The organism is Bradyrhizobium sp. SMVTL-02 (genome assembly GCF_051853005.1).
Taxonomy (GTDB): Bacteria; Pseudomonadota; Alphaproteobacteria; order Rhizobiales; family Xanthobacteraceae; genus Bradyrhizobium.
In genome coordinates this window covers 5,697,835-5,722,634 of sequence record NZ_CP182469.1, presented here as the reverse complement: position 1 = coordinate 5,722,634, position 24,800 = coordinate 5,697,835, and the positions used below count along the sequence as shown (strand labels likewise).

Here is a 24,800-nt window from a genome sequence, read left to right as displayed (position 1 = left end):
TCAAGCTCGCCGGAACACGCTCCACGGGGCGTAGGACGGAAGCAGTTTGCGGTTTCTTTCGGTAGTTCAACGGGGTAGATAGAACCTCATTCTTTCCACGAGGGGGACGGAAAACCCGGCCAGCGTGCTGACCGGGTTTGGCATGATCACGCTGCGAGCTGCAACCCGGCCCGCTCGACGGCCTTCACGGGCCGCGCGATGATCCGCCGCAATTCGGCCGCGACCCCTTCCAACACTGCGCGCTTCTCTTTTATCCGCTTGCTGTGGTTGTAGACTTTGCCGGTGACGGTCGGCACGACGACATCGGCCTTCTTGCTGGCGGCGTGGTCGAGGCATTTCGCGATCACAGCATCATCAAAGCCCAAGTCGCCGGCCAGGGTCGCTGCCGTTCGGCGGAGATCGTGCGGCGTGAACGGCTTGAGGCCGAGCAGTTCACAAAGGCCGGCAGTCTTCGACTTGTCCTTGTTCTTCTCGTGCTTGGTGCGGCGCAGGGCATCCGCCATCGCCTTGCGGTGGATCGGCTGGCCCTTGTACATCGGGCTTTCGAACACAAACTGCTGATCATCTGAGGCGAGGGCCTCCTTGATGATCTCGACGGCCAGATCCGACAACGGCTGCTGGATTACGCGCCGCTTCTTGACCCGCTTGAGCGGGACGTCGAAGCGGGGATGCTCGCCGTCGAGGTCGAACAGCTCATCCCTGTGCGCCCCGAGCAGTTCACGTGAGCGCAGCATGGTGACCAGCTCGAACTTCAGCGCCAGCCGCGTCCGGCGATCATAGGGGAGGTCGTCGCGGTCCAGACCATGCCAAAAGATCCTGATCTCGTCTTCGGAGAGGACGCGGGTGCGGGGATGCTCGGGGTCGAGCTTCGGCAGGTTGACGCAGGGGCTGGCGGTCACGTAGTCACGGCCTGCCTCAGCCGCCCAGTTGAACAGGCCCGAGGCCGCCTTGCGCATATGGCGAGCATTGCTGACCGAAGGCTTGCCGAACTTGCCTGCGACGATATCGTTGGAAAGCGTGGCGATGTCGTGCTTGGTGACCTCCATCGCCAGCTTCTTGCCCAGGCGGGGCCGGATGAAGCGGTCGAGGTGGCTGGCGGTGTTTTCCCAGCTCTCCAGCCGAGGGCGCATCTCGCCGTCCGGCTTCTTGACCGGCGTCTTCATCCACTTGATGCGCTCGTCGATGACCTCGGCGACGGTCTTGCCGCGTTTCACCTTCGCGGTCTTCTGGTCGCGGAAGGTCTCGAGAAGCGCGTCGCCGCCCTTGGCCTTGAGGCCGTAGACCTTGCTGCGGGCGTCCTCGACCGTGAAGGTCTCCGGATTGTAGAGGCCGAGCCAGCCGGTGCGCTGCTTGCCGGTCTGCCGGTCGGTGTACTTGAACGAGAAGGTCGCGACGCCTGCCGTGGTGATGCTGACGTAGAGGCCAGGACACTTGCGGTCATAGAACTTCGTGCGCTGAGCGACGCCCTTCTCGCACAGCCGGTCGGTCAGAATGACGCTGCTGTTGCGGCGCCGCTTGCCCGCGGGGGAGGGGACAGTGGTAGTATCCATGTGGTTTCGGCTCCTAAGGCTTGGGACCAAAGGGCTCGGCTTTGGGGCTTTCAGTTTTGTCGTGCGGACGCTGAAAGATTTAGGGCCGGGCCCTTGTTTTGGTGAAGTCCGCTGAAACAGCCCGCATCAGGGTAGCGCAAAAGCCTTTATTTCATAGGGTTTTTGTAGTTTCGGCGTGTTTCACCGAATGTCAAAATATAGACGTGTGGTCCTGGCCGTCGTTGCTACGGTCAAGCTCTTGCGGAGGCGGTGATCGCGTCAACCGGCGCGGTGCTGGTGAATTTCGTGAGAGTGAGGGAGGCCAGAAGGAATTCGGCTCCCGGGAGAGCGCGGCATAAGCCGTCCAGCCGTCGCGCAGGGAAGGCCGCGTGATTGGCTACACCTGTATGCCGCTGTGCAGTTTCCTGCGTGTGCTTCCGCGCAGCGGACCGCAGGTGCGAGGTCAGCACCCGGCCTTCCCTGCGCCCTTGTGTCCAGCAAATCTGTCAGAATGCGCGAACGGGCTACTTTCAGCACAGTTGCTCTTGGATCGAGAGGGCGGAACGATCAAGCAAAGCTCTGGCGAAATGCGCCGCGAGGATGCGAAGGTATGTCTGCGATTCGAAATGCGAGCCGAACGAGCGGCGCTGCTGCCGCATGCTCCGTCCTTGCGAGCGCAGCGAAGCAATCCAGAGTCTTTCGGTGGCGGCAGTCTGAATTGCTTCGTGGCAAGAGCTCCTCGCAATGATGGTTCGGACGCAGTTGTGCTCGGTCGCTCTACGCTTCCAACATCACCGTCCCGCCGGCGCCGACAACGCGCCGTTGGCATAGCGCGACCAGTCGGGTGCGGTCGGCTGCGAGGGCCAGAGCGCGGCATTGGAGTCGCGGACCGATTGAGTGATGGGAGCGCGTTGCGCCTTGCGGGCGTGGTGGCGGTCGCTTGCGGCGGCGGTTTGGACGGTGGCGGCGGCAATCAGCACGGCGCCGAGAAGGGCGATAGTCTTTTGCATCGTTGTTTCTCCCGTGACGACGTTCCGGCTCTGAGAAATGTTGTCGTCGTCTGGGCTGACTTGGCGATGCGCCTTTCCAAATATCAGCGGGTGCCGTCTTCACGTTGGAGCGAGCAAATTTTTTGGTCCCGGCTAAATTTTCGGCAACCGCCCCACGGCGCCGATGGACTTGCCCGGCGCAATCCGGTTCAATGGGGTGAATTGGCTTTCCAGGCGACAACGATGTCGAAATATCTGCTGGTCCTTCTCTTGATCGCCGCACCGGCCACGGCGCAGGTCAAGCCCCCGCCGAAGAGTTCGGCGGCGCATCCCGACCCCTGCGCGCCGATCGGGCGGACCGCGGACGGCAAGCTGGTCTATTCCATGAAATGCGAGAACCTGCCGGCGCCGCCTCCGCCTCCGCCGCAGGCGGAACTGAAGGAGGCGCCACCTTCGGCCGCGCCCGCCGCCGAGCCCGAGCCCGAGGTGCGCCGGAGCGGCATTTTCGGCTGGTCCTACGACCGCAGGTGACGGACCGCGCCCCTTGCGCGAAGCTCGATGGAGTGCTTTTTGCTGAAAGTTCCCCGTGGGGCGCATCGCCCCCGACCCAGAGAGATGAGATGAGCAAACTCGTTATCCGCGCCGGCGACTACACCTTCGATGCACGCTTCGAGGAGCAGGCGGCACCCAAGACCGTGGCCGCGTTCCGCAAAGCCATGCCGTTCGAAAGCCACATCATCCATGTGCGCTGGAGCGGAGAGGCCGTCTGGATGCCGCTTGGCGACCTCGATTTCGGCGTCGGCTATGAGAACCACACCAGTTATCCCGCGCCGGGCCAGATCATCCTCTATCCCGGCGGCATCAGCGAGACCGAGATCCTGATGGCCTATGGCGGCGTGAGCTTCGCCAGCAAGATGGGCCAGCTCGCCGGCAACCACTTCATTACCGTGACCTCGGGGCTGGAGAACCTGGCGACGCTGGGCAAGAGCGTGCTCTGGAAGGGCGCCCTGCCGATCCGCTTCGAGGAAGTCTGAGTGGCTGATCCCCGCTACCCGCGCGATCTCCGCGGCTACGGCCGCAACCCGCCGCATCCGCGGTGGCCTGGTGACGCGCGGGTCGCGGTGCAGTTCGTCGTCAATTTCGAGGAAGGCGGCGAGAACAACATTTTGCACGGTGATCGCGCTTCGGAAGCGTTCCTGTCGGACGTGCTCGGCGCGCAGCCCTGGCCGGGCCAGCGCCACGCCAACGTCGAATCCATGTTCGAGTATGGCTCGCGCGCCGGCTTCTGGCGGCTGTGGCGGATATTCAATGAGCGCAAATGGCCGGCTACCGTGTTCGGCGTCGCCACCGCGCTCAAGCGCAATCCGGAAATCGTAGCTGCGATGAAGGAGGCGGGCTGGGACATGGCCAGTCACAGCCTGAAATGGATCGAGCACAGGGACATGACCGAGGCGCAGGAGCGCGCCGAGATCGCCGAGTCCATTCGCATCCATACCGAGGCGACCGGCGCGCGGCCGCTCGGCTGGTACACGGGGCGCTCCTCGATCAACACCAATCGTCTGCTGATGGAGGAGGGCGGCTTTCTCTATCTCTGCGACTCCTATGCCGACGACCTGCCCTATTGGGTCAAGGGCCCCAGGGGCAAGCAGCTCATCATTCCCTATACGTTAGATGCCAACGACATGCGGTTCATCAACCCGCAGGGCTTTGCCGAAGGTGAGCAGTTCTACACCTATCTGAAGGACGCCTTCGACGTGCTCTATGCGGAAGGCGAGACTGCGCCGAAGATGATGTCGGTGGGACTGCACTGCCGTCTTGCGGGCCGGCCCGGCCGCGCCGCGGGGCTGATCCGCTTCCTGGATTACATCGGCAAGCACGAGCGCGTCTGGGTGCCGACCCGTCTCCAGATCGCGCAGCATTGGCACGACAAGCATGCGCATCTCGCCGCCGATGCGTTCGAGATCGAGTGAGGACGATGCCGCAAATTTCACTCGCCGCTCTCAATGCTGCAAGCAAGGCCGATTTTGTCGCGACGCTCGCCAACGTGGTCGAATACTCGCCGTGGATTGCGGAGAAGCTTGCCGAGCAGCGGCCATTCACCGGCATCAACCAGTTGCACACGGCGCTGATGGCCGCGATCCAGGCTGCCGAGCCCGACGTGCAGCTGGCGCTGATACGGGCGCATCCCGATCTCGCCAACAAGACCCAGCGCGCTGCGGGCCTCACGCCGGAATCGACCGACGAGCAGAACAGCGCCGGGCTCGACCGGTTGTCGGACGGCGAATACGCAGCGTTCGAGCGCGTCAACAACGCGTACCGTGACAAGTTCGGTTTCCCCTATATCGTCTGCGTGCGCCGTCACACCAAGGATTCCGTGCTGCGCGACTTCGAGACGCGGCTGCTCAACATCGCCAAGACCGAGACGCGGCGCGCGATCGAGGAGATCGGCCGTATCTCGGCGTTGCGGCTTGATCAGCTCGTCGTCGCCGACGACAAGCTCAAGGTACATGGCCGGCTCTCGACCCATGTGCTGGACAACCACGCCGGCAAGCCGGCGCCCGGCATTCCGGTGGAACTCGTCGAGCTCGCCGCGCTCGGCGAGAGCCGCGTGATTGCGCGCACCGTCACCAATGCGGACGGTCGCACCGACCAGCCGCTGATCGGCGGGCGTCCATTGCCGATCGGCCGCTACGAGCTCCGCTTCAGCGTCGCCAAACATTACGCCGAGCGCAATGTGCCGTTGTCAGACCCGCCGTTCCTCGACGAGATCCCGTTGCGCTTCGCCATCAGCGAGCCGGAAAATCACTACCACGTACCGCTGCTCGTCACGCCCTGGAGCTACGCGACTTATCGCGGCAGCTAGAGCATGTAGGTTTGGCTCCGCTGTCCGTGGTTCACCTCTCCTCGAAGGGGGCCCCTGCGGGAGAGGTGAACCATCCCGCTCTAGCCACCAAACTTCTCGAGCAGCGCCGGAAACAGCCGGTCCGGCTTGAAGGGCGGCGCGGTGAAGCGGATGCCGGTGGCGTCCGCGATCGCGTTGCCGAGCGCCGCTGCGACCGGATTGTAAGGACTCTCGCTCATCGACTTCGCGCCAAGCGGCCCGATGGTGTCCGACGTCTCCGCGAACAACACTTCGGTGCGCGGCACGTCGGCGAAGGAGGGCAGGTGGTAGTCGCGGAACTTCGGGTTGGTGACTCGGCCGGTCGCATCGATCACCATCTCCTCATAGAGCGCAGCACCAAGGGCCTGCGCGACGCCGCCCTCGACCTGGCCACGGCACTGCATGGGGTTGGCGACGACGCCGGCATCCGCAGCCTGTACGCTCCTGAGAATCTTGAGCTCGCCGGTGCCCTTGTTCACCGCCACGCGAAAGCCCTGCACGTTGAACCCGACCGAGCGCGGCGTGCCGCCGGAATTGCCGCTGGCTCCGAACGGCTGGCCGCGTTCGCGGGCAAGCTTGGCCAGTTCAACAAAGGACATGCGTCGCACGCCGCTGACCACGGTCTCGCCCTCGAGCACGCAGCTCTCCACGTCGCACAGCCAGGCGTCTGCGGCCGCAGCCCTCAGCTCGGCCGCAAGGTGCGTGGCGGCGGCCTGCGTCGCCTTGCCGGCCACGAAAGTGCCGGCGCTGCCATAGGCGCCGGTGTCGTGGCCGCCATGGGCGGTGTCGGACTGACGCAGGGAAATCCTGTCGACCGTGGTTGCCAGGATCGTCGCCGCGATCTGGCGATGGACGGTGCTGGTGCCGTTGCCGAACTCGGCAGTGCCGACGGTCAAGTCGAAGCCGCCGTCGTCGTTGAGCGCGATCATGGCATCCGCGATGTGGCCTGCCGGCGGCACGGTGTCGATCATGGTCAACGCGACGCCGTCGCCGATCAGCCATTCCGACGACAGCTCAGGTTGCAGGCCGTCTGCCTGCATCGCGCGCTCGACGAGGTCGAGGCACTGGTCGAGCCCGTAGGAGCCATAGAGCACGTCGTGAAATTCGGACGGCGGCGGCGACAGCATGGGATCGCCCAGCCTGACGATGTTGCGGCGGCGCATCTCGTAAGGGCTGATGCCCAGCTGCTTCGCCAACTCGTCGATCGCGGCCTCGATCGCGATCAGTGTTTGCGGCAGGCCGTAGCCGCGAAACGCGCCAGATGGCACCGTGTTGGTGTAGACGGCGTAGCCGTCCACCCGCTTGTTCTGGCAATTGTAAACGGCGATGGACTCGGACAGGGAGTGGAACATCACGGGCCCGGCGTGATTGCCGTAGGCGCCGGTGTTGGAGAGCACGTCGAGCTGGAGCGCGGTGAGCTTGCCGTTGGCATCCGCGCCGGCCTTGATGTGGACCCGCATCGGATGCCGCGTCGAGGTTGCGATGAACTGCTCCTCGCGCGTCAGCTCCAGCTTTACCGGTCGCCCGGTCCTGAGCGCGGCGAGTGCAAGGATGTCCTCGACGAACATCTCCTGCTTGCCGCCAAACCCACCGCCGACGCGCTCGCAGAATACGCGGACCTTGTCCATCGGAAGCTGGAAGATGTCCGACAGCGCGCGCCGGGTCAGGTACGGCACCTGCGTCGAAGTGCGGACGTTCAGCGCGCCCGCTTCATCGAGCCAGGCGAGACCGCCGTGAGTCTCCAGCGCGGCATGCTGGACGCGGTGACTGTGGAAGGTGGCCTCATAGGTGACGGCGGAGGTGGAGAGCGCGGCGGCTACGTCACCGAACTCGCCATGCGTCTCCGCCGCGAGGTTGCGCTGGGGATCGGCGATGCGGTTCGCGATGGTGCGGTCAGGATGAAGGACGGGCGCGCCCGGTGCCATCGCCTGCTCGGGATCGATCAGCGCCGGCAGGATCTCGTACTCCACCTTGATCCGCCGGCAGGCCTCCTCGGCCGCGCCCTCGCTCTCGGCGACGACGGCGGCGACCCTCTGGCCGACGAAGCGGACGACATCGTCGAGGACGCGGGTGTCCTCGGGGTCCATCCAGTCCTTCTCGTGACGCGCGGTCGAGATCAGGACGGTCGGCGCATCCTCATGCGTCAGCACCGCCTGCACGCCTGGAACGCGAACGGCCTCCGACGTGTCGATCGCGACGATCCTCGCATGGGCATGAGGCGAGCGCAGCAGCTTGATATGCAGCAGGCCCTCGATTGCGATGTCGAAGGTATAGCGCGCCTTGCCGCGCACGACGTCGGGACCTGCGGGCGCCGGCAGGCTGCGGCCGAATGCGGCGCCTGCCTCGACACTCTCCTCGACATTGGACTTGCCAAGCAGTGCGTCCTCGACCGCGCGATAGCCGGTGCAGCGGCAGATATTGCCCTTCAGCGCCGCGCCAAGATCGGTGCGTTGCGCCTGGTTCAGCGACGCGCAGGTCAGGATCATGCCGGCGGTGCAGAAGCCGCATTGAAATCCCTGCGCGTCGAGGAAGGCCTGCTGCATCGGATGCGCGCCATGGTCGCTGCCAAGGCCTTCGATCGTGGTCACGGCGCGGCCCTCGGCGCGGAACGCCGGGATCAGGCAGCTGTGCACCGGCTCGCCGTCGAGCAGTACGGTGCAGGCGCCGCAATCGCCGGCGTCGCAGCCCTTTTTCACGCCGAAATGGCCGAGCTCGCGCAGGAAGGTGCGCAGGCACTGCCCGGCGCGCGGCTCCTGCGCGAACGTCGTTCCATTGACCTCGAAGCTCATGATGTTGCCCCCAGGAGCTCGCCGCGGATCTCCTCTGCGAGCCGCCGCGTCATGTGCCTGCGCCATAGCGGCTTGCCGTGGATGTCGGTGTGGTAGAGATCATCGGTGATCTGCTGCAAGATCGCATCGCGAAGCGCACTCGCATCGGGCGGCTCGGGAAACGCCAACCGGATCGGCCGCACGGTCGATGCGGTGACCGTAAGCATCAGCGTGCCATCGACATCGAGGCTGCCGATCAGCAGCACCGCCGAGCGGCCGACCGGCGCGAGCGAGATCTGGCGAAACGCCGTGCGGCGCCTCAAGGCCGCGATCGGGATGTCGATCTGCCGGACCAGGTCGCCTGGCGTCAGGCGGTTGCGCTGATTGCCGGTGACGAAGTCGACGACGGCGATCCGCTGCTCGCCACCGCCGGCCTTCCAGATGGTGCAGACACCGTCGAGCGCCGCGGTGAGCGAGATCATAGGCCCGGCCGGCAGCGACATACAGAGATTGCCCCCGACGGTCGCGGTCTTCCAGATCTTGAACGACGCAAGGAAGGCACGGCAGCACTGGCCGATCAGCGGTGCTGCGAGCCAGTCGGGCGGGCAGGCGAGTCCATCGAGCTGTGCGACGGTGCATGTGGCCGCGATGCTGAGATGGCTGTCCGTGATCGCCAGCGCCGGCCAATTCAGATCGGTGAGATCGATCAGCCGCGTGAGGTGGGCTTGCGGCTCCGAGAACAGCCAGGTGCCGCCTGCGAGCCAAGCATCACCTGGCGTCCAAACGGGCAGCTGCGCGCGCGTTTGCGGATGGGCGACCGCTGTGATGGTATTCAAATCCATGCTGCGCCAAAAGCTTCCGCCGGTGAATCGTGCGATAGAGTCTTGCAAGACCGGAGCCAAGTCGCAACAAGCAAAGTCGTGGCATGAACGCGGTTTGGCTGGCGCCCGCCTTGCAGGCCTGTCGTCAGCACATGTGAGGAGAAGCGGCTGATGAGCGATGCAACGCCGATCTGGATCAGGGATCCGCTGGCTATCCTCGCCGACGGTGCCGAGCGTGGAATCGTGGTCCGGGATGGCTGGATCGTCGAGCTCGTGCCGGCCGGCGGCATGCCTGCGACCGCGGATGTCGCGGTGTTCGACGCGGGCGAGCATGTCGTGTTGCCGGGGCTCATCAACACGCATCATCACTTCTACCAGACGCTGACGCGGGCGCTGCCGGCGGCGATGGACCGCGAGCTGTTTCCCTGGCTCCAGGCGCTCTATCCGGTGTGGGCGAAGCTGACGCCGGAGCGGCTCGAGCTCGGTGTCACCGTGGCGATGTCCGAGCTGCTGCTGTCGGGCTGCGCCACCACGACGGATCACCATTACGTCTTTCCGGCGGGCCTCGAGGAGTCCGTCGATATCGAGGTTGGCGTCGCAAAGCGGCTCGGCATGCGCGTGCTGCTCACGCGCGGCTCGATGAACCTGTCGCAGCGCGACGGCGGCCTGCCGCCCGACAGCGTCGTGCAGGACGAGGACACGATCCTCGCCGACAGCGCGCGCGTGGTGGCCAAGCATCACCAGCGCGGCGCGGATGCGATGGTGCAGATCGCGCTGGCGCCGTGCTCGCCGTTCTCGGTGACGACGTCGCTGATGCGCGCCACCGCCGATCTCGCCGACAAGCTCGACGTGCGCCTGCACACTCATCTTGCCGAGACCGAGGATGAGAACAGATTCTGCCAGCAGATGTACGGTTGCCGTCCGCTCGACTATCTCGAGCAATGCGGCTGGCTCAATGCGCGGACCTGGCTGGCCCACGGCATCTTCTTCAATCCGGACGAGATGAGGCGGCTCGGCAAGGCCGGCACGGCCGTCAGCCATTGCGCCTGCAGCAACCAGCTGCTGGCATCCGGGTGCTGCCCGGTGTGCGAGATGGAGGAGGCCGGCGTCGGGATCGGCATCGGCGTAGACGGTTCGGCCTCGAACGATGGATCGAACCTGATGCAGGAGGTGCGCGCGGCCTTCCTGCTGCAACGGGCGCGCTACGGGGTAAAGAAAGTCAGCCACAGGGACGCGCTGCGCTGGGCCACCAAGGGCTCGGCGGCTTGCGTCGGCCGTCCGGAGCTCGGCGAGATCGCGGTCGGCAAGGCGGCGGATGTCGCGCTATTCAAGCTCGACGAGCTGCGCTTCTCCGGGCATGGCGACCCGCTCGCCGCGCTGGTGCTGTGCGGGGCGCATCGGGCCGACCGGGTCATGGTGGCGGGGAAATGGGCCGTGATCGACGGTGCGATCCCGGGCCTGGATGTCGCCGACCTCATCCGCCGCCACAGTTCGGCGGCGCGGGCCATGCAGGCGGGATAATCTGGCAGAAAATTGAAAGAGGGGGCGACCACAAGTGCCGGGTGCTTCTGGCCACCCCCTCCGAACCTCCTCCGGGAGGAGCAGGTGATTTAGTCAAAGCAAGAAGCGTGCTACTTGCCCGGCAGCTTGTCGTCGATGCCCTTCACGTAGAAATTCATGCCGAGAATCTGGCCGTCGTCGAGATTGGCGCCGCCCTTGCACTCGACCTCCTTGCCGTCCTGCGCAACAATCGGGCACTTGAACGGGTGCAACTTGCCCGCGGTGATCGCGGCCTGGGCATCCTCGGCCATCTTTTTCACGTCGTCGGGCATGTTGGTGTAGGGCGCCATCGCGAACATGTGGCTGTCGAGGCCGCCCCAGGTGTCCTCGGATTTCCAGGTTCCGGCGAGCTCGGCCTTGACGCGTTCGATGTAGTAGGGACCCCAGGTGTCGAGGATCGAGGTCAGCTGGGTCTTGGGCCCGAACTTGATCATCTCGGAGTCCTGGCCGAAGGCGAGCTTGCCGCGCTCGCTCGCGATCTGCATCGCGGCTGGCGAATCGGTGTGCTGCATGATGACGTCGGCACCCTGGTCGATCAGCGCCTTGGCGGCGTCGGCTTCCTTGCCCGGGTCGAACCAGGTGTTGGCCCAGATGATCTTGACCTTGATGTTCGGGTTGATGGTCTGCGCCGCCAGCATCGTCGCGTTGATGCCGGAAACGACTTCGGGGATCGGGAACGAGCCGATGTAGCCGAGCACGCCCGACTTCGACATCTTGGCCGCGATAAGGCCCTGGATGTAGCGGCCCTGGTACCATTTGGCCGAATAGGTCGACATGTTCTTGTCGCGCTTGTAACCGGTGGCGTGCTCGAAATGCACGTTGGGATACTTCTTGGCGACCTTCAGCGTCGGGTCCATGTAGCCGAACGACGTGGTGAAGATCAGCTTGTTGCCGGCGCGGACGAGCTGCTCGATGGCGCGCTCGGCGTCGGGACCTTCAGGCACATTCTCGAGATAGGTGGTCTCGATCTTGTCGCCCAACTCCTTCACCAGCGCCTGGCGGCCGAGGTCGTGCTGGTAGGTCCAGCCGAGGTCTCCGATCGGGCCCAGGTAAATGAAGCCGACCTTCAGCTTGTCGGCGGCGGAGGCTGCGCTGACGCTCCCGGCAAGCAAGAGCCCGGCAGTCAGCGCAAGAAGTGATTTCCTCATCATCAATCTCCAAACATCAGGGGAAAGCCACGGTCCGCAACGTGCGCGCCCCATCCCGCACGCCGCGGAAGCGAAACTCAGCGATCAGGCACGAACACGGTGCCGAGCGCGGCCGGCGCGGTCGAGCCGCCGGTGCGCGCGCGGGAGAGCAGGACCAGCACGATGACCGTCGCGAGGTAAGGCAGCGCCGACATGAATTGCGAGGGAATGCCGACGCCCCAGCCCTGCGCGTGCAGTTGCAGGATCGTCACCGCGCCGAACAGATAGGCGCCGATCACAAGCCGGCCCGGCCGCCAGGACGCGAACACCACCAGCGCCAGTGCGATCCAGCCTCGGCCGGCGGTCATGCCGGGAATGAAGAAGGGCGTGTAGGCGAGCGGCAGATAGGCGCCGGCTAAGCCAGCGCAGGCGCCGCCGAACATCACGGCGAAGGTGCGGATGCGCAGCACGGGATAGCCGAGCGCATGCGCGGAGACGTGATTGTCACCGCAGGCGCGCAGGATCAATCCCGCTCGCGTGCGGTACAGGAACCACCAGACACCGATGATCAGTGCGACCGAGAAATAGACGAAACCATCTTCGCCGAACAGCACGCGGCCGATCAGCGGAATGTCGGTGAGGCCGGGAACAGAGAGGTGCAAGGCCGGCGTAATGCGTTCTCCGACGAAGCCGGCGCCGATCAGGCCTGACAGTCCGATGCCGAGGATGGTCAGTGCGAGACCGGTCGCGACCTGATTGACGGCGAGCCCGAGAGCCATCAGTGCAAACACCAGCGACATCAGGATGCCCGCGACGATGCCGAACAGTGCGCCGACCAGAATGGAGCCGGTGAGCCAGGCGCCGGCAAAACCGCAGGCCGCACCGACGATCATCATGCCTTCGACGCCGAGATTGAGCACGCCGGAGCGTTCGGTCACGAGCTCGCCGGTCGCCGCGATCAGCAGCGGTGTCGAGGCGGCAAGCACCGCGAGGATGATGGCCTCAATGAGTTCCACTGGCCACCTGTCGGTTCGGGAACACCAGCCTGAAGCGGTAGAGGATGAGGGAGTCGCAGGCGAGCACGTAGAACAGCAGAATGCCCTGAAACACCTTGGTGACATCCAACGGGATCTTCATCGCGATCTGCGCCTGCTCGCCGCCGATAAAGGTCAGTGCGAGAAAAAGCCCTGCAATAAATATTCCAAGCGGATTCAGCCGGCCGAGGAACGCGACGATGATCGCGGTAAAACCGTAACCTGGAGAGATGCCCGGCTGCAGATGCCCGACGGGACCTGCGACCTCGATGATGCCGGCAAGGCCTGCCAGGGCGCCGGAAACTGCGAAGGTCAGGATGATCAGCTGGTTGGCGTTGAAGCCGCCGAACCGCGCCGCGCGCGGCGCTGCGCCGACCACGCGGATCTCGAAACCCTTGATGGTGCGCCCGAGCAGGATCGCGGCCGCAGCGACGACGAGCAGGGCGATGATCGAGCCGAGATGCAGCCGCCCGCCTTCGATCAGCAGCGGAACGGTTGCGACCGGATCGAACTCCGCGGTGGTCGGGAAGTTGAAGCCGTGCGGATCGCGCCAGGGGCCGCGCACGAGATAGTCGAGAAAGAGGTCGGCGACATAAACCAGCATCAGGCTGGTCAGGATCTCGCTGGCGCCAAACTTCACCTTGCAGATCGCAGGGATCAGCGCATAGAGCGCGCCGGCGGCGGCTGCGAGCACGAGCATCGCCGGCAGCACCCAGGCGCCGGCATCGGTGCCTTGCGTCTTCACCGCGATCCAACTTCCGGCAACGGCGCCGATCAGGAACTGCCCCTCGGCGCCGATGTTCCAGGCGTTGGCGAGATAGCAGAGCGACAAGCCGATCGCGATCATCACCAGCGGCGTCGCCTTCACCGCGATCTCCTGCAGCGAATAGCCATCGGTGAGGGGCGCGACGAAATAGGCTTGCAGCGCGAGCAGCGGATTCTTGCCGAGGATCGCGAACAGGATGGTCATGGTGACGATCGTCAGGCCGATTGCGATCAGCGGTGAGACCAGCGCGATCACCTTGGAGCGCTCGGCGCGCTTCTCAAGCACCAATTGCATGCGCGGCCTCCTTCGGTTCGAGGCTGCTGCCGCCCATGAGGAGGCCGAGCTTTTCGCGGGTCGCTTCGCTTGTCGCGAGCGGCGCCGAGAGCCGGCCGTGGAACATCACGGCGATGCGGTCGGCGATCTCGGCGAGTTCGTCGAGATCCTGGCTGGTCACGAGCACGGCCGCGCCCGCAGTTGCGAGATCGAGCAGCGCCTGACGGATGACAGCGGCGGCGCCGGCGTCGACGCCCCATGTCGGCTGGCTCACCACCAGCACCGCCGGATTGCGCAGGATCTCGCGTCCCACGATGAACTTCTGCAGATTGCCGCCGGACAGGCTTGCGGCCTCGGGATCGCGCTTGGCTTTGCGCACATCAAAGGTTTCGGTCGCGCGGTCGACGGTCTTGAGCGTGGCCGCAGTGTCGATGAAGCCGTGATGGACCATGCCGCTCGCGGCGTGTCCGGTCAGCAGCGCATTCTCGGACAGCTTCATGCGCGGCGCGGTACCGTGGCCGAGCCGTTCCTCGGGCACGAAGGCCGCGCCGAGCTTGCGGCGCTGCGTGATCGAGAGATGACCGGCGGCGATGCCTTCGATCACGACCGTGCCGGGATCCTTGGACAGCCGCTCGCCGGAGAGCGCGGCAAAGAGCTCGTCCTGACCGTTGCCGGCGACGCCGGCGATGCCGAGGATCTCGCCGCCCTTCAGCTCGAACGAGATGTGCTCGAGTGCCACGCCGTGCGCCTCGCTTGGCGCGAGCGAGAGATCGTTGACCACCAGGCGCGGCACCGTGGTCTTCCGGCCGACGGGGGCCTTCACTTCCTTGATCTCGGCGCCGACCATCATACGGGCGAGCGAAGCTGCGGTCTCGAGCCTGGGATTGCAGGTCTCGACCTTCTTGCCGCCACGCAGGATCGTGGCGGTGTCGCAGAGCCGCTTCACCTCTTCCAGCTTGTGGCTGATGTAGAGGATGGCGCGGCCCTCGGCCTTGAGGCGCTCCAGCACGATGAAAAGCTGATCGGCTTCCTGCGGCGTCAGCACCGCGGTGGGCTCGTCCAGGATCAGGAATTTAGGGTCCTGCATCAGGGCGCGGACGATCTCGATGCGCTGGCGCTCGCCGACCGACAATTGCCAGACCTCGCGCCTGGGATCGAGCGGCAGGCCGTAGGTCTTCGAAACCTGCTCCAGCCGCGCCGACATGTCCCTGAAGGATTCCTTACCGTCGAGGCCGAGCGCGACGTTCTCGGCGACGGTGAGATTGTCGAATAGCGAGAAGTGCTGGAACACCATGCCGATACCGCGACTGCGCGCTTCGGACGGACCGGACAGCACAATTGGTTGCCCTTGCCAAAGAATCTTGCCGGCGCTTGGCTGGATCAGCCCATAGATCGCCTTGACCAGCGTCGACTTGCCGGCGCCATTCTCGCCGAGCAGGGCGTGAATCTGCTTCGGCCAGACGTCGATGTCGATGGAATCGTTGGCGAGGAAATCGCCATAGCACTTGGTGAGCCCGATCGTCCTCAGCAACGGGGACTCGCCGGAATGCAGGCCGTTAGGCGTCGGATCTAACATTCGCTGATGCGCTGGCATGGGGTGAAGTGCCTCAATAGTGGGCCAGTTTGACCCGCCGCGTAAGGTGTGAAAAAGCGTCATCCCTTGCTCAACGCTTCGGCAGGCGGGTGGTGTCGGCGAGTCGTGGTCCTCGTCGGGCGCGAATCGTGCTCGGGCGGCCGTCGGACTCCGGTGAGGGCCGTGCTCGCGCGTGACGCCTGTTGCAAATTTGTGACGGTTCAATCCAAATCGGAACCCGCTGTGCAGGCTTGACGGGAAGTTGAGCAAAATCGCGCCAGCACGCGTATGCAATGCCGGACTGCCGCATCGTGCGCCTTCGGCAATTCTGCCGGCTTGTTCGTTCGAGACGAAATGCGAACAAAATCAAACGGGAATGTCTGGCAATGGCCAGCCTCGCGTTGCTGCGTGACAATCCGCAAGGTCGGCAAATGCCTTTAAAATTCCGAAAGGGACGTCGTCTGCTGCCGAAACAAGCGGCATGCCTTGAAAAAAGTTGAGGCTTCTCACTCCGGGATATAGGCGCAAGTGTCGCACCCAAGGGCGTTCATTTACGTGTCCAACTTGGGGGTATTCAGGATGTCGTTTCGTTTCAAGGCAATTGCAGCAACGGCGCTGTCACTTGCTACGCTGGCCATCGGTGGCTGGGCTCACGCGGCGGACCTGCCGGTCAAGGCCGCCAAGAAGGCGCCGGATCTTCCATTCTTCCTGGTGATCGACAACCGCGTGACGTTCTCCTGGATGCCCAAGGGCACCGATCCCGGTATGTGGAGCGTCGGCCCCGATGGCAGCATCAACGGCACCACCGCCAAGCAGGTCTACTCCTTCACGCACTTCGACCTCTGGACCTACGGCACCAACTTCTTCACGATCTCGATGTTCAAGTCGGGGAAGAACGATCCTGCCAACCCCTGCGTCGCGCCGGGCGTGACCATTACCGGCGGCGCCGCCGATTGCGCCGGCGCGACCGAGATCTATGGCCTGTTCCGCTCGACCTTCGGCTGGAACGAGCTGTTCGACACCAAGGCCTTCACGATGGGGCCGCTGCACAACATCTCGTTCGAAGTCGGTATGGACGGCAACACCGAGAACAACTTCCTCGCGCCGGCCAAGCGCGACGTCGTTGCCGGTCTGCAGTTCGCTTTCGACCTTCCCTACAAGGGCTACTTCAACCTCGCGCCGTTGATGTATTACGAGTTCCTGAACCACAACGCCTTCACCCAGTGCGGCTTGTTCGGACCGGGCGTGCCGGGCGTGACCTGTAACTCGGATGGCAACGTCAGCTATCGTCCGACCTGGGCCGTCGAAATCAACTACTACATGGATCTCGGTTTCCTGCCGCCGAACATGCAGTTCTGGTCGATCAGCGGCCGCGCCGGCTGGTACGGCTCGAAGGGCGATTCCAACGGCCTGCCTGCGCTCTCGGGTGTCGGCCGTTTCTCCACCGCGTCGAAGACCGAGCTGAACAGCGAACCGATCCGCCTGACCTTCGACGCCTCGAAGGCGGTCTGGGGTGACAAGTACTCCCACTTCGTCGACCTCTGGGTCGCCTACCGCTACTGGCAGAACAAGTTCGGCCTCGACCACAACGCCATGCCCGGCGTCTGCACCGTCGCCGCGACCGGCCAGAGCACCAAGAGCTGCACCGAGTCGACGGTCTATGGTGGCATCACTGTGAAGTTCTGATCGACTGAACATCTCCAGGTTCGGATGGCGCCGGGCAGATTTGCGCGGCGCTATTCGCTTTCGCCCCGGCTGCGCGAAGCGCAGTCCCTTGCGTGAGCCACCAACTTCGTTCGGCGGTGCGGAAGCGCGTGGTGGGTCACGCCAGCGGACTGCGCTTCGCGCAGCCGCCAGCTAACCAGCCTATCGATCGGAGTTTGGGGCGACGGCCTACTTCGTCCACACGCCGTCGTGTAGCGCTGCGGCTTCGTCTTCGAGCAGCGGCCCGACGACCTCCGTCGGTCGCTGGCCGCTGGCGAAGACGTCACGGCAGGGCAGGTCCAGCGTCGGGTTCTCCGGATGGTTGCCGGTGACGCCGCGCAGGCGGCGCTCGCTGAGCCCATAGACGACCCGGCCGATGCCGGCCCAGTAGATCGCGCCGGCGCACATGGCGCAGGGTTCGGCCGACGAATAGAGCGTGGCCTTGGCCAGCACATCGCGATCGAGCGTGCGGCAAGCCTGCGTCGCCGCGAGGCGCTCCGCATGCGCGGTGCCGTCATGATCCGGCATGTAGCCGTTTTCGGCTTCGATCAGCACCTCGCCGTCGGCATCGACGAGGATGCAGCCGAAGGGATGGTTGCCGTGGGTGAGCGAACGGCGGGCGACCGCGATGGACAGCCGCAGGAAGTGCTCGTCGCGCCCTGCTGCGTCGTCCATAGATCCTCCGTTCAATGACCCGCCATGTGCCGGCCGACCACGGTGAGATCGGCTTCGCTGGTCCGTGCTTCATACACGAATTCGCCGTGGAACATCACCACCAGCCGGTCGGACAGTTCGAGCAATTCGTCGAGGTCCTCGCTGACGAGCAGCACCGCGGCGCCGCGGTTGCGCGCGGCCATGATCTCGGCGTGGATCTGCGCCACCGCCGCGAAATCGAGGCCGAAGCAGGGATTGGCGGCGATCAGCACCTCAACGTCGCCTGCAAGCTCGCGGGCAAGCACGGCGCGCTGGATGTTGCCGCCCGACAGCGCCGAGATCGGCGTGTCCGGCGTACGGGTCTTGATCTTGTACTGGCCGATCTTCTTCCTGGCGGCGTTGCGGAAGGCGCTGCGATTGAGCCACCAGCCGCCGCTGGCGAAAGGCGCGCGGTCGAATTCGCGGAAGGCGATGTTGTCGGCGACGCTCATGCCGCCGACGCAGGCGTTCTTCAGCGGCTCCTCGGGCAGCAGCGACATCCTGTGGCGTCGCATCTCCTCGCGGCTGGCATGATAGGGAGCGCCGGCGACCCGGATATGGCCGCTCTCGGCCTTACGCTGGCCGGCCAGCACTTCGACGAGCTGGCGCTGGCCGTTGCCGGAAACGCCGGCGATGCCGACGATTTCTCCGGCGCGCACCGTGAGCGAGACATCGTGCACGGCGACGGCGCCCGCATCGTCGAGGGCGCGGAGCTTCTGCAGTTCCAGCCTCGCCTGTCCGGCTTCGCCCGTGCGCGGCGGCTGCACGGTCAGCTCCTCGGCGCCGATCATGGTGCGCGCCATTGCATCCGGCGTCAGCTCGGCGACCTTGCCGGCGCCGGCGAGCTTGCCGCGGCGCAGGATGGTGACCTCGTCGGCGAAGGCCATGACCTCGCGGAACTTGTGGGTGATCATCAGGATCGTCAGCTCGCCCCTGACCACCATGTCGCGGAGCATGCCGAGAACTTCGTCGGCTTCCGCCGGCGTCAGTACCGAGGTCGGCTCGTCCAGGATCAGGAAGCGCCGCTTCAGATAAAGCTGCTTGAGGATCTCGCACTTTTGCCGCTCGCCGGCGGAGATGTCGGAGACCTTGGCTGAGAGCGGCACCTTGAGGGGCATCCGGGCAAGGAACGCCTCGAGCTCCTTCATCTCCTTGGGCCAATTCACCACGGCCGGCACGTCGTCGCGCGCCAGTACGAGGTTTTCGGCAACCGTCATGGCTGGGACCAGGGTAAAGTGTTGGTAGACCATGCCGAGGCCGATCGCGTGGGCGTCCTTGGGATTGGCGATGGCTTGTTCGCGGCCGCCGACGATGATGTCGCCTTGGGTCGCGTGGTAGTAGCCCATGATGCATTTGACGAGGGTCGACTTGCCGGCACCATTCTCACCGAGCAGGGCGTGGAACGAGCCCGGCCGCACCTTCAGCTCGACGTTGTCGAGCGCCAGAAAGTCGCCGAAGCGCATGGTCATGGCGATGGCGTCGACGCCGAAGGCGCCCGATGGCGGTGGCGTTTCGCCGATGATCACGAAATCGCTCCGATGAAGGAGTCCGACGTCGAGACCGCGCCGAACACGCCGCCCTGCATCTTGATCATCTTCAGCGCGTGGTCGTGGTTGCTCTTGTCGGTGGCGCCGCAGCAATCGTGCAGCAGCACGCATTCGAAGCCGCGGTCGTTGGCCTCGCGCATGGTGGTGTGGACGCAGACGTCGGTGGTGATGCCGGTCAGCACGATGTTCTCGATGCCGCGGACGCGCAGGATCAGCTCGAGGTCGGTCGCGCAGAACGAGCCCTTGCCGGGCTTGTCGATGATCGGCTCGCCCGGCAGGGGGCTGAGCTCCTCGATGATGTCCCATCCGGGCTCGCCGCGCACCAGGATGCGGCCGCACGGACCGGGATCGCCGATGCCGGCGCCGATCTGGCGCGAGCGCCAGCGCTTGTTGGCGGGCAGGTCGGAGAAATCGGGGCGGTGGCCCTCGCGGGTATGGATGATGTGGAAGCCCTGCTTGCGCATCGCTGCGAGCAGCCTCTTGATGGGCTCGATCGGCGCCCGCGTCAAGGAGAGGTCATAGCCCATCTTGTCGACATAGCCGCCGACGCCGCAGAAATCGGTCTGCATGTCGATGATGATCAGCGCCGTGTTCTCAGGGCGAAGATCGCCATTGTACGGCCAGGCATAGGGCTCGGACTTGATGTAGCGCTCGGGCATGGACGACCTCGTGCGTGTTTACCGGGTGATCGAGAGTTCGGCGGGCGCGCCGGTCAACGTGCGCTTCGGCGAGCAGGTGATGATCATGATGGCCAGCGTCAGGATGTAGGGCGCGGCGTTGAAGAGGTGGTAGCCGGAGGTGACGCCGACCGATTGCAGCGCAGGACCCAGCGCCGCCGCGCCGCCGAAGGCGAGCGAGGCCCACAGGCACAGCAGGGGATCCCAGCGCGCGAAGATCACGAGCGCCACGGCGGTGATGCCCTGACCGGAGGAGAGGCCCTCGTTCCAGCTTCCCGGATAGAACAGCGATAGGAAGGACCCGCCGATGCCGGCGAGGAAGCCGCCAACCATGGTGGCGTGCAGACGGATCAGCAGCACGGAATGGCCCATCGCGCGTGCGGCATCCGAACTCTCGCCGGCGGTGCGGATGAGCAGGCCCCAGCGCGTGGTGCGGAAGGCCCAATAGAGAATCGGCGCCAGCACCACGCCGATCAGGAAGAGCACGTTGATGCGCAGGGCGGCGCGGACCTGCGGGATGTCGCTCCACCAGCCGAAGTCGATGGCGGGTAGCCGCGGCGCAGTCGGCTCGATCAGCGGCTTGCCGAGATAGAAGGCAAGGCCGGTGCTAAACAGCATCAAGGCGATGCCGACCGCAACGTCGTTGACGCGCGGCAGCGAGCAAATGCCGGCATGCAGTGCGCCCAGCAGCGCGCCGGTGATGCCGGCGGCGAGCACTCCGAGCCATGGCGATCCCGTGAGATAGGAGATGCCGTAGGCGCTCATCGCGCCCATCACCAGCGTGCCCTCGAGGCCGAGATTGATGCGGCCCGATCGCTCGGTGATGCATTCGCCCAGACTTACGAACAGGAAGGGCGTCGACACGCGAATGGCGCCGCCGAGGACGGCGAGCGGGACGGTCCAGAGGCCGATCGAGCCGTCTGCCATCAGGATTTTCCCTTCAAAAATCCGATGCGGCCGTAGAGCGCATCGCTGGCGAGCACGAAGACGAAGATGATGCCCTGGAGCACCAGCACGGACGCATCCGGCAAGCCAGGCGGCGTTGCAGCAGGCCGCCGCTGGCGCTGATGCCGCCGAGCAGGATCGCGACCGGAATGATGGCGAGCGGATTTTGCCGCGCGAGGAAGGCAACGAGGATGCCGGTGAAGCCGTAGCCCGCTGCGAGGTTGGCGTTGGTGCGCCCCTGCACGGCGGCGACCTCGATCATGCCGGCAAGACCCGCCGCGCCGCCGGCGAGGAAGCAGACGGTCAGGATCAGCTTGCTGACGCCGAGGCCGACGATCTTCGCAGCACGGATGTTGCCACCGGCGACGCGTGCGGCAAAGCCGAATACGGTGTGATAGATCAGAATGTAAGAGGCGATCGCGGCAATCAGGCCGAAGACGAGACCCCAATGCACGTCGGTGCCGGGAATGGAGCCGATCATGTTGGCGGCGCCGATCTCTCGGGTCGACGGTTTGTTGAGGCTGGCGGGATCGCGCATCAGCCCCTCGACGAGATGGTTGAGGATCGCGAGCGCGATGTAGACCAGCAGCAGGCTCGAGATTGTCTCGTTCACGCCGCGATACTGCCGCAGCGCGCCGGAGAGCGTGATCCACAAGCCCCCGCCGATCACGCCGGCGCAGACCATGGCGATATGGACGACGAACGGCGGCATGCCCTGAAGCGCGAGCGCGGCGCTGGTCGCCGACAATGCGCCGATCAGCAGAGCGCCTTCGCCGCCGATGATGACCATGCCGAGCTGCGCCGGCAGCGCGGTGCAGAGCGCGGTCAGGATCAAGGGCGCTGCGCGCGTCAGCGTGTTCTGCCAGGAGAACCAGGTGCCGAACGCGCCGTAATACATGTAGAAATAGAGATCGAGCGGGTTCTTGCCGAACATCGCGACGAAGATGCCGAACACCGCGAGCGCGCCGACAAGCGCCGCGCCCGGGAGCAGGACATATTCGATCGTGCCGCCGTAACGCTGGAGGAAACCGGAATCGGCGGCCGGGGCAACTGTCCCGACCGCTTCAGTGGAATCCGCCGTTTCCGCGGTCAAGAAGTCGCTCCGATCACGCCTTCGACGAGGTAGTCCATCTTCTCGAGTTCAGGATCCTTCTGGCCTCGGTCGGTACCGGCGGGGATCACCGTCTTGCCCTTGTTGTCGACCAGCCCACCCCTGAAGATGGCGTAGCCTTCTGCCGACAGGAATTTCGCCTTGGCCTCGTCGGCCGCCTTGCGCGCTTCGGCGGAGACGGCCTCGCCGTAGGGCGAGACCTTCACGATCTCTTCCTTCAGGCCGCCGCGGTAGAAATTCGGGATGTCTTCGCCGGCCGCGATCATCTTGACGAACTTCGGATAGAGCGCTTCCCAGTTCCACTCGGCGCCGGTGAGATAGGCCTTGGGTGCCAGCGCCGACTGATTGGTGTGATAGCCGCAGACGAAGGCGCCGCGCCGTGCGGCGTTCTCGACCATGGTCTTGGGGCCATCGACATGACAGGTGAGAACGTCCACGCCCTGGTCGATCAGGCTGTTGGTGGCTTCGGCCTCCTTGACCGGCATCGACCAGTCGCCGGTGAAGATCACCTGCGTGGTGGCCTTTGGGTTGACGGACTTGGCGCCAAGCGTGAAGGCGTTGATGTTGCGTAGCACTTGAGGGATCGGCTTGGCCGCGACGAAGCCGAGCTTGCTGCTCTTCGACGTCAGTCCGGCGACGATGCCCGAGATGTACTGGGCCTCGTCGATGTAGCCGAAATAGCTGCCGGCGTTCTTGGGATCCTTGTCACTCCAGAGGCCGCCGCAGTGCTCGAAGCGCAGCTTCGGGTACTTGGTGGCCATCTTGATCATGTGCGGATTGTAGTAGCCGAACGAGGTCGGGAAGAGCAGGGTGGCGCCATCGAGATTGATCATGGACTCGATCGTCTTCTCGACCGCGTCGGTCTCCGGCACCTTCTCCTCCTCGACCACCTTGAGGCCGGGAATCTTCTTCAGTGCCGCCGCGCCCTGCGCATGGGCCTGGTTGTAGCCATAGTCGTCGCGCGAACCGACATAGATGAAGCCGATGGTGGTCTCGGCCGCGAAGGCCGGGCGGAGGCCCGCCGCTGCGCCGAGGGTGAGGGCCGCGCCGCCCTGCAACAAATGACGTCGTGAAATCCTGCCAATGTCCATTGCTCGCTCCCTTGGCGGATGACCCGCCTTGATCTCGCGGCTGCGCCGGCCTGGCGGAGCCGGAACGGGATGTCGCAAGCTTCGTGCCAGAGGCTATCAATGGAGCACATGCAATTAAGCAACTGAAATGTATGAACTATATTGATTGCCAAGAACTTGGCGAGGAAAGTGGCAGATTAATTTATGAGCATGATCATCTGATTGTATGCAGAGTAGTTAAGCACTCTTAACCGGCTCCCACATGTGCATGACCGGCTTCGGACGGTCGGCCGACAAGGCGCATTCATGCTAATCACGCGCTGACTGGGACGGCGCCGGCGGAAGTTCGCTGGCACCGAACTTGTATCGATTGTCGTCAGGACCGCCGCTGCCGTGGTCCCCAAGAAGATGGAAAGCTCGCCAAGATGGGCGCTGGTACCGTTTACGATGCATCGCTTGGCAAGGAGATCGTTCGCCGCATCAACGAGCTTGCTGCGATCTCGGAAGAGCCTGACAAGCTCACCCGCATCTACCTCAGCAAGGAATTGCGCACGGCCGCGGACCTGATTCTGGGCTGGATGCGCGACGCCGGCATGAGCGCGCATCTCGACGCCATCGGCAATGTCTGCGGCCGGTATGAAGGTGAGCGGCAGGGCGCGCCCTGCCTGATGCTCGGCTCGCATTATGACACGGTGCGCGATGCCGGCAAATGGGACGGGCCGCTTGGCGTGATCACCGCGATCGCCTGCGTCGCCGATCTCAATCGCCGCGGCAAGCGCCTGCCGTTTGCGATCGAGGTCATCGGCTTTGCCGACGAGGAAGGGGTGCGCTTTGCCTCGACCCTGCTCGGCAGCCGCGCGGTGGCTGGCACCTTTGACGAGAGCGTTTTGAACACGCGCGACCGCGCTGGCGTGTCGATGCGCGATGCCCTCGTTCAGTTTGGGCTCGATCCCGATCACGTCGGCGCGGCCGCACGGGCCCGGCGCGAGCTGCTCGCCTATCTCGAATTGCACATCGAGCAGGGACCGGTGCTGGAAGCGCAGAACCTGCCTGTGGGCGTGGTTACCGCGATCGCTGGCGCGACGCGGCTTGCCGCCCGGCTGACCGGCATGGCCGGTCATGCCGGCACGGTGCCGATGGCGCTCCGCCGGGACGCGCTCACCGGTGCTGCCGAATGCATCGCCGCGATCGAGCAGTTTTGCCGGACCGACGAGGGCGGCCTGGTCGGCACCGTCGGTTACATCCAGGCAAGGCCCGGCGCGACCAATGTCATTCCGGGTGAAGTGTCGTTCACCATCGACATGCGCGCTCCAACCGACATGCATCGCAAGCGCGCAGTCGCAGATATCGTCCGCCAGATCGAGTCGATCGCAAAGGGGAGGCAATTGGCGCTCCAGCTCGATGTCACCCACGAGAACCGCACCGCGCCTTGCGCACCCTGGCTGAAGCAGCAGATCGCGCAGGCGATCGCTGCGGAAGGCCTCTCCGTGTTCGAGCTGCCGAGCGGAGCAGGTCATGACGGCATGGCCATGATCGACATCGCCGATGTCGGCATGATCTTCGTGCGCTGCCGCGGCGGCATCAGCCATCACCCGGACGAGCATGTCGAGCTTGCCGATGCCGACGCCGGCGCGCGGGTGCTGCTCAGGGTGATCGAGGATTTCAGGCCACGGGTGGCCTAGCCGAGCGTCATAAACCCGCAAGTCACCGGGTAGAGTTACGAATCGGTCAT

20 protein-coding genes and 1 pseudogene are annotated in these 24,800 nt (G+C 64.9%); 7 read left to right on the top strand and 14 right to left on the bottom strand.

Going from position 1 to position 24,800, the window contains the following annotated elements:
* Positions 1-146: 146 nt before the first annotated feature.
* Together ACNJYB_RS27390 and ACNJYB_RS27385 are read right to left on the bottom strand one after the other, a co-directional pair.
* On the bottom strand, positions 147-1,550 hold the full coding sequence (locus tag ACNJYB_RS27390; RefSeq protein WP_439369626.1) for a tyrosine-type recombinase/integrase: 1,404 nt from the start codon (positions 1,548-1,550) through the stop codon (positions 147-149).
* A gap of 770 nt (positions 1,551-2,320) precedes the next feature.
* Entirely contained in the window at positions 2,321-2,539 is a 219-nt protein-coding gene (locus ACNJYB_RS27385; protein WP_439369625.1) for a hypothetical protein, read from the bottom strand.
* Positions 2,540-2,761: 222 nt separating this feature from the next.
* Between ACNJYB_RS27385 and ACNJYB_RS27380 the strand changes: the two genes are divergently transcribed.
* The 4 genes from ACNJYB_RS27380 (at position 2,762) to uraD (ending at position 5,381) form a co-directional block, all read left to right on the top strand.
* A complete protein-coding gene (locus ACNJYB_RS27380) occupies positions 2,762-3,049 on the top strand; it encodes a hypothetical protein (protein ID WP_439369624.1) in 288 nt (95 codons plus the stop codon).
* 89 nt (positions 3,050-3,138) lie between these two features.
* The gene (locus ACNJYB_RS27375; RefSeq protein WP_008134648.1) at positions 3,139-3,552 is read left to right on the top strand and encodes a DUF3830 family protein; all 414 of its coding nucleotides are present in this window, start codon (positions 3,139-3,141) and stop codon (positions 3,550-3,552) included.
* On the top strand, positions 3,553-4,488 hold the full coding sequence (puuE, locus tag ACNJYB_RS27370; RefSeq protein WP_439369622.1) for an allantoinase PuuE: 936 nt from the start codon (positions 3,553-3,555) through the stop codon (positions 4,486-4,488).
* 5 nt (positions 4,489-4,493) lie between these two features.
* Complete coding sequence (gene uraD / locus ACNJYB_RS27365) at positions 4,494-5,381, top strand: 2-oxo-4-hydroxy-4-carboxy-5-ureidoimidazoline decarboxylase (RefSeq protein ID WP_439369621.1); 888 nt, start codon at positions 4,494-4,496, stop codon at positions 5,379-5,381.
* Between the two features lie 80 nt (positions 5,382-5,461).
* On the opposite strand, the gene ACNJYB_RS27360 is transcribed toward uraD, so the two are convergent.
* Both ACNJYB_RS27360 and ACNJYB_RS27355 read right to left on the bottom strand, forming a co-directional pair.
* Positions 5,462-8,188: a molybdopterin-dependent oxidoreductase gene (locus tag ACNJYB_RS27360; protein ID WP_439369620.1), complete on the bottom strand. Its 2,727-nt coding sequence runs from the start codon at positions 8,186-8,188 to the stop codon at positions 5,462-5,464.
* A complete protein-coding gene (locus tag ACNJYB_RS27355; RefSeq protein ID WP_439369619.1) occupies positions 8,185-9,009 on the bottom strand; it encodes an FAD binding domain-containing protein in 825 nt (274 codons plus the stop codon). The genes ACNJYB_RS27360 and ACNJYB_RS27355 overlap by 4 nt, the downstream gene beginning before the upstream one ends.
* 150 nt (positions 9,010-9,159) lie before the next feature.
* Between ACNJYB_RS27355 and ACNJYB_RS27350 the strand changes: the two genes are divergently transcribed.
* Entirely contained in the window at positions 9,160-10,509 is a 1,350-nt protein-coding gene (locus ACNJYB_RS27350; RefSeq protein WP_439369618.1) for an 8-oxoguanine deaminase, read from the top strand.
* Between the two features lie 110 nt (positions 10,510-10,619).
* On the opposite strand, the gene ACNJYB_RS27345 is transcribed toward ACNJYB_RS27350, so the two are convergent.
* The 4 genes from ACNJYB_RS27345 to ACNJYB_RS27330 all read right to left on the bottom strand — a co-directional run bounded on the left by ACNJYB_RS27345 (position 10,620) and on the right by ACNJYB_RS27330 (position 15,324).
* Positions 10,620-11,696 (bottom strand): BMP family ABC transporter substrate-binding protein, encoded by a 1,077-nt coding sequence (locus tag ACNJYB_RS27345; protein WP_439375658.1) that lies wholly within the window; start codon positions 11,694-11,696, stop codon positions 10,620-10,622.
* A gap of 77 nt (positions 11,697-11,773) precedes the next feature.
* Positions 11,774-12,691, bottom strand: coding sequence for an ABC transporter permease (locus ACNJYB_RS27340; protein ID WP_439369617.1), 918 nt, complete (start codon positions 12,689-12,691; stop codon positions 11,774-11,776).
* Complete coding sequence (locus ACNJYB_RS27335) at positions 12,678-13,769, bottom strand: ABC transporter permease (protein ID WP_439369616.1); 1,092 nt, start codon at positions 13,767-13,769, stop codon at positions 12,678-12,680. Before ACNJYB_RS27335 ends, ACNJYB_RS27340 begins: the two co-directional genes overlap by 14 nt.
* Positions 13,753-15,324, bottom strand: coding sequence for an ABC transporter ATP-binding protein (locus ACNJYB_RS27330; protein WP_439369614.1), 1,572 nt, complete (start codon positions 15,322-15,324; stop codon positions 13,753-13,755). The genes ACNJYB_RS27335 and ACNJYB_RS27330 overlap by 17 nt, the downstream gene beginning before the upstream one ends.
* Before the next feature lie 576 nt (positions 15,325-15,900).
* Here ACNJYB_RS27330 and ACNJYB_RS27325 point away from each other — a divergent pair.
* On the top strand, positions 15,901-17,007 hold the full coding sequence (locus tag ACNJYB_RS27325) for a hypothetical protein (protein WP_439369613.1): 1,107 nt from the start codon (positions 15,901-15,903) through the stop codon (positions 17,005-17,007).
* 207 nt (positions 17,008-17,214) lie between these two features.
* Here the strand turns inward: ACNJYB_RS27325 and ACNJYB_RS27320 are convergent, their stop codons facing one another.
* From ACNJYB_RS27320 to ACNJYB_RS27295, 6 genes and pseudogenes are all read right to left on the bottom strand, one after another.
* A complete protein-coding gene (locus ACNJYB_RS27320; protein ID WP_439369612.1) occupies positions 17,215-17,700 on the bottom strand; it encodes a nucleoside deaminase in 486 nt (161 codons plus the stop codon).
* An 11-nt stretch (positions 17,701-17,711) separates the two neighbouring features.
* The gene (locus tag ACNJYB_RS27315; protein WP_439369611.1) at positions 17,712-19,244 is read right to left on the bottom strand and encodes an ABC transporter ATP-binding protein; all 1,533 of its coding nucleotides are present in this window, start codon (positions 19,242-19,244) and stop codon (positions 17,712-17,714) included.
* Positions 19,241-19,924 carry a biuret amidohydrolase gene (gene biuH / locus ACNJYB_RS27310; protein WP_439369609.1) on the bottom strand — a complete coding sequence of 228 codons (684 nt, stop codon included), beginning with the start codon at positions 19,922-19,924 and terminating at the stop codon, positions 19,241-19,243. The genes ACNJYB_RS27315 and biuH overlap by 4 nt, the downstream gene beginning before the upstream one ends.
* 18 nt (positions 19,925-19,942) lie before the next feature.
* Positions 19,943-20,869 carry an ABC transporter permease gene (locus tag ACNJYB_RS27305; protein ID WP_439369608.1) on the bottom strand — a complete coding sequence of 309 codons (927 nt, stop codon included), beginning with the start codon at positions 20,867-20,869 and terminating at the stop codon, positions 19,943-19,945.
* Positions 20,869-21,980, bottom strand: a pseudogene (locus ACNJYB_RS27300) (ABC transporter permease). Before ACNJYB_RS27300 ends, ACNJYB_RS27305 begins: the two are co-directional and overlap by 1 nt.
* Complete coding sequence (locus ACNJYB_RS27295) at positions 21,977-23,089, bottom strand: BMP family ABC transporter substrate-binding protein (protein ID WP_439369607.1); 1,113 nt, start codon at positions 23,087-23,089, stop codon at positions 21,977-21,979. Before ACNJYB_RS27295 ends, ACNJYB_RS27300 begins: the two are co-directional and overlap by 4 nt.
* Before the next feature lie 404 nt (positions 23,090-23,493).
* Between ACNJYB_RS27295 and ACNJYB_RS27290 the strand changes: the two genes are divergently transcribed.
* Complete coding sequence (locus ACNJYB_RS27290) at positions 23,494-24,750, top strand: allantoate amidohydrolase (RefSeq protein ID WP_439369605.1); 1,257 nt, start codon at positions 23,494-23,496, stop codon at positions 24,748-24,750.
* Positions 24,751-24,800: the final 50 nt, after the last annotated feature.

Bases quoted from the DNA above. Each gene is read 5' to 3' on its own strand.
- ACNJYB_RS27390 (WP_439369626.1), bottom strand. From the start codon at position 1,550: ATGGATACTACCACTGTCCCCTCCCCCGCGGGCAAGCGGCGCCGCAAC.
- ACNJYB_RS27385 (WP_439369625.1), bottom strand. From the start codon at position 2,539: ATGCAAAAGACTATCGCCCTTCTCGGCGCCGTGCTGATTGCCGCCGCC.
- ACNJYB_RS27380 (WP_439369624.1), top strand. From the start codon at position 2,762: ATGTCGAAATATCTGCTGGTCCTTCTCTTGATCGCCGCACCGGCCACG.
- ACNJYB_RS27375 (WP_008134648.1), top strand. From the start codon at position 3,139: ATGAGCAAACTCGTTATCCGCGCCGGCGACTACACCTTCGATGCACGC.
- uraD (WP_439369621.1), top strand. From the start codon at position 4,494: ATGCCGCAAATTTCACTCGCCGCTCTCAATGCTGCAAGCAAGGCCGAT.
- ACNJYB_RS27360 (WP_439369620.1), bottom strand. From the start codon at position 8,188: ATGAGCTTCGAGGTCAATGGAACGACGTTCGCGCAGGAGCCGCGCGCC.
- ACNJYB_RS27355 (WP_439369619.1), bottom strand. From the start codon at position 9,009: ATGGATTTGAATACCATCACAGCGGTCGCCCATCCGCAAACGCGCGCG.
- ACNJYB_RS27350 (WP_439369618.1), top strand. From the start codon at position 9,160: ATGAGCGATGCAACGCCGATCTGGATCAGGGATCCGCTGGCTATCCTC.
- ACNJYB_RS27345 (WP_439375658.1), bottom strand. From the start codon at position 11,696: ATGAGGAAATCACTTCTTGCGCTGACTGCCGGGCTCTTGCTTGCCGGG.
- ACNJYB_RS27335 (WP_439369616.1), bottom strand. From the start codon at position 13,769: ATGCAATTGGTGCTTGAGAAGCGCGCCGAGCGCTCCAAGGTGATCGCG.
- ACNJYB_RS27330 (WP_439369614.1), bottom strand. From the start codon at position 15,324: ATGTTAGATCCGACGCCTAACGGCCTGCATTCCGGCGAGTCCCCGTTG.
- ACNJYB_RS27325 (WP_439369613.1), top strand. From the start codon at position 15,901: ATGTCGTTTCGTTTCAAGGCAATTGCAGCAACGGCGCTGTCACTTGCT.
- ACNJYB_RS27320 (WP_439369612.1), bottom strand. From the start codon at position 17,700: ATGGACGACGCAGCAGGGCGCGACGAGCACTTCCTGCGGCTGTCCATC.
- biuH (WP_439369609.1), bottom strand. From the start codon at position 19,924: ATGCCCGAGCGCTACATCAAGTCCGAGCCCTATGCCTGGCCGTACAAT.
- ACNJYB_RS27305 (WP_439369608.1), bottom strand. From the start codon at position 20,869: ATGGCAGACGGCTCGATCGGCCTCTGGACCGTCCCGCTCGCCGTCCTC.
- ACNJYB_RS27295 (WP_439369607.1), bottom strand. From the start codon at position 23,089: ATGGACATTGGCAGGATTTCACGACGTCATTTGTTGCAGGGCGGCGCG.
- ACNJYB_RS27290 (WP_439369605.1), top strand. From the start codon at position 23,494: ATGGGCGCTGGTACCGTTTACGATGCATCGCTTGGCAAGGAGATCGTT.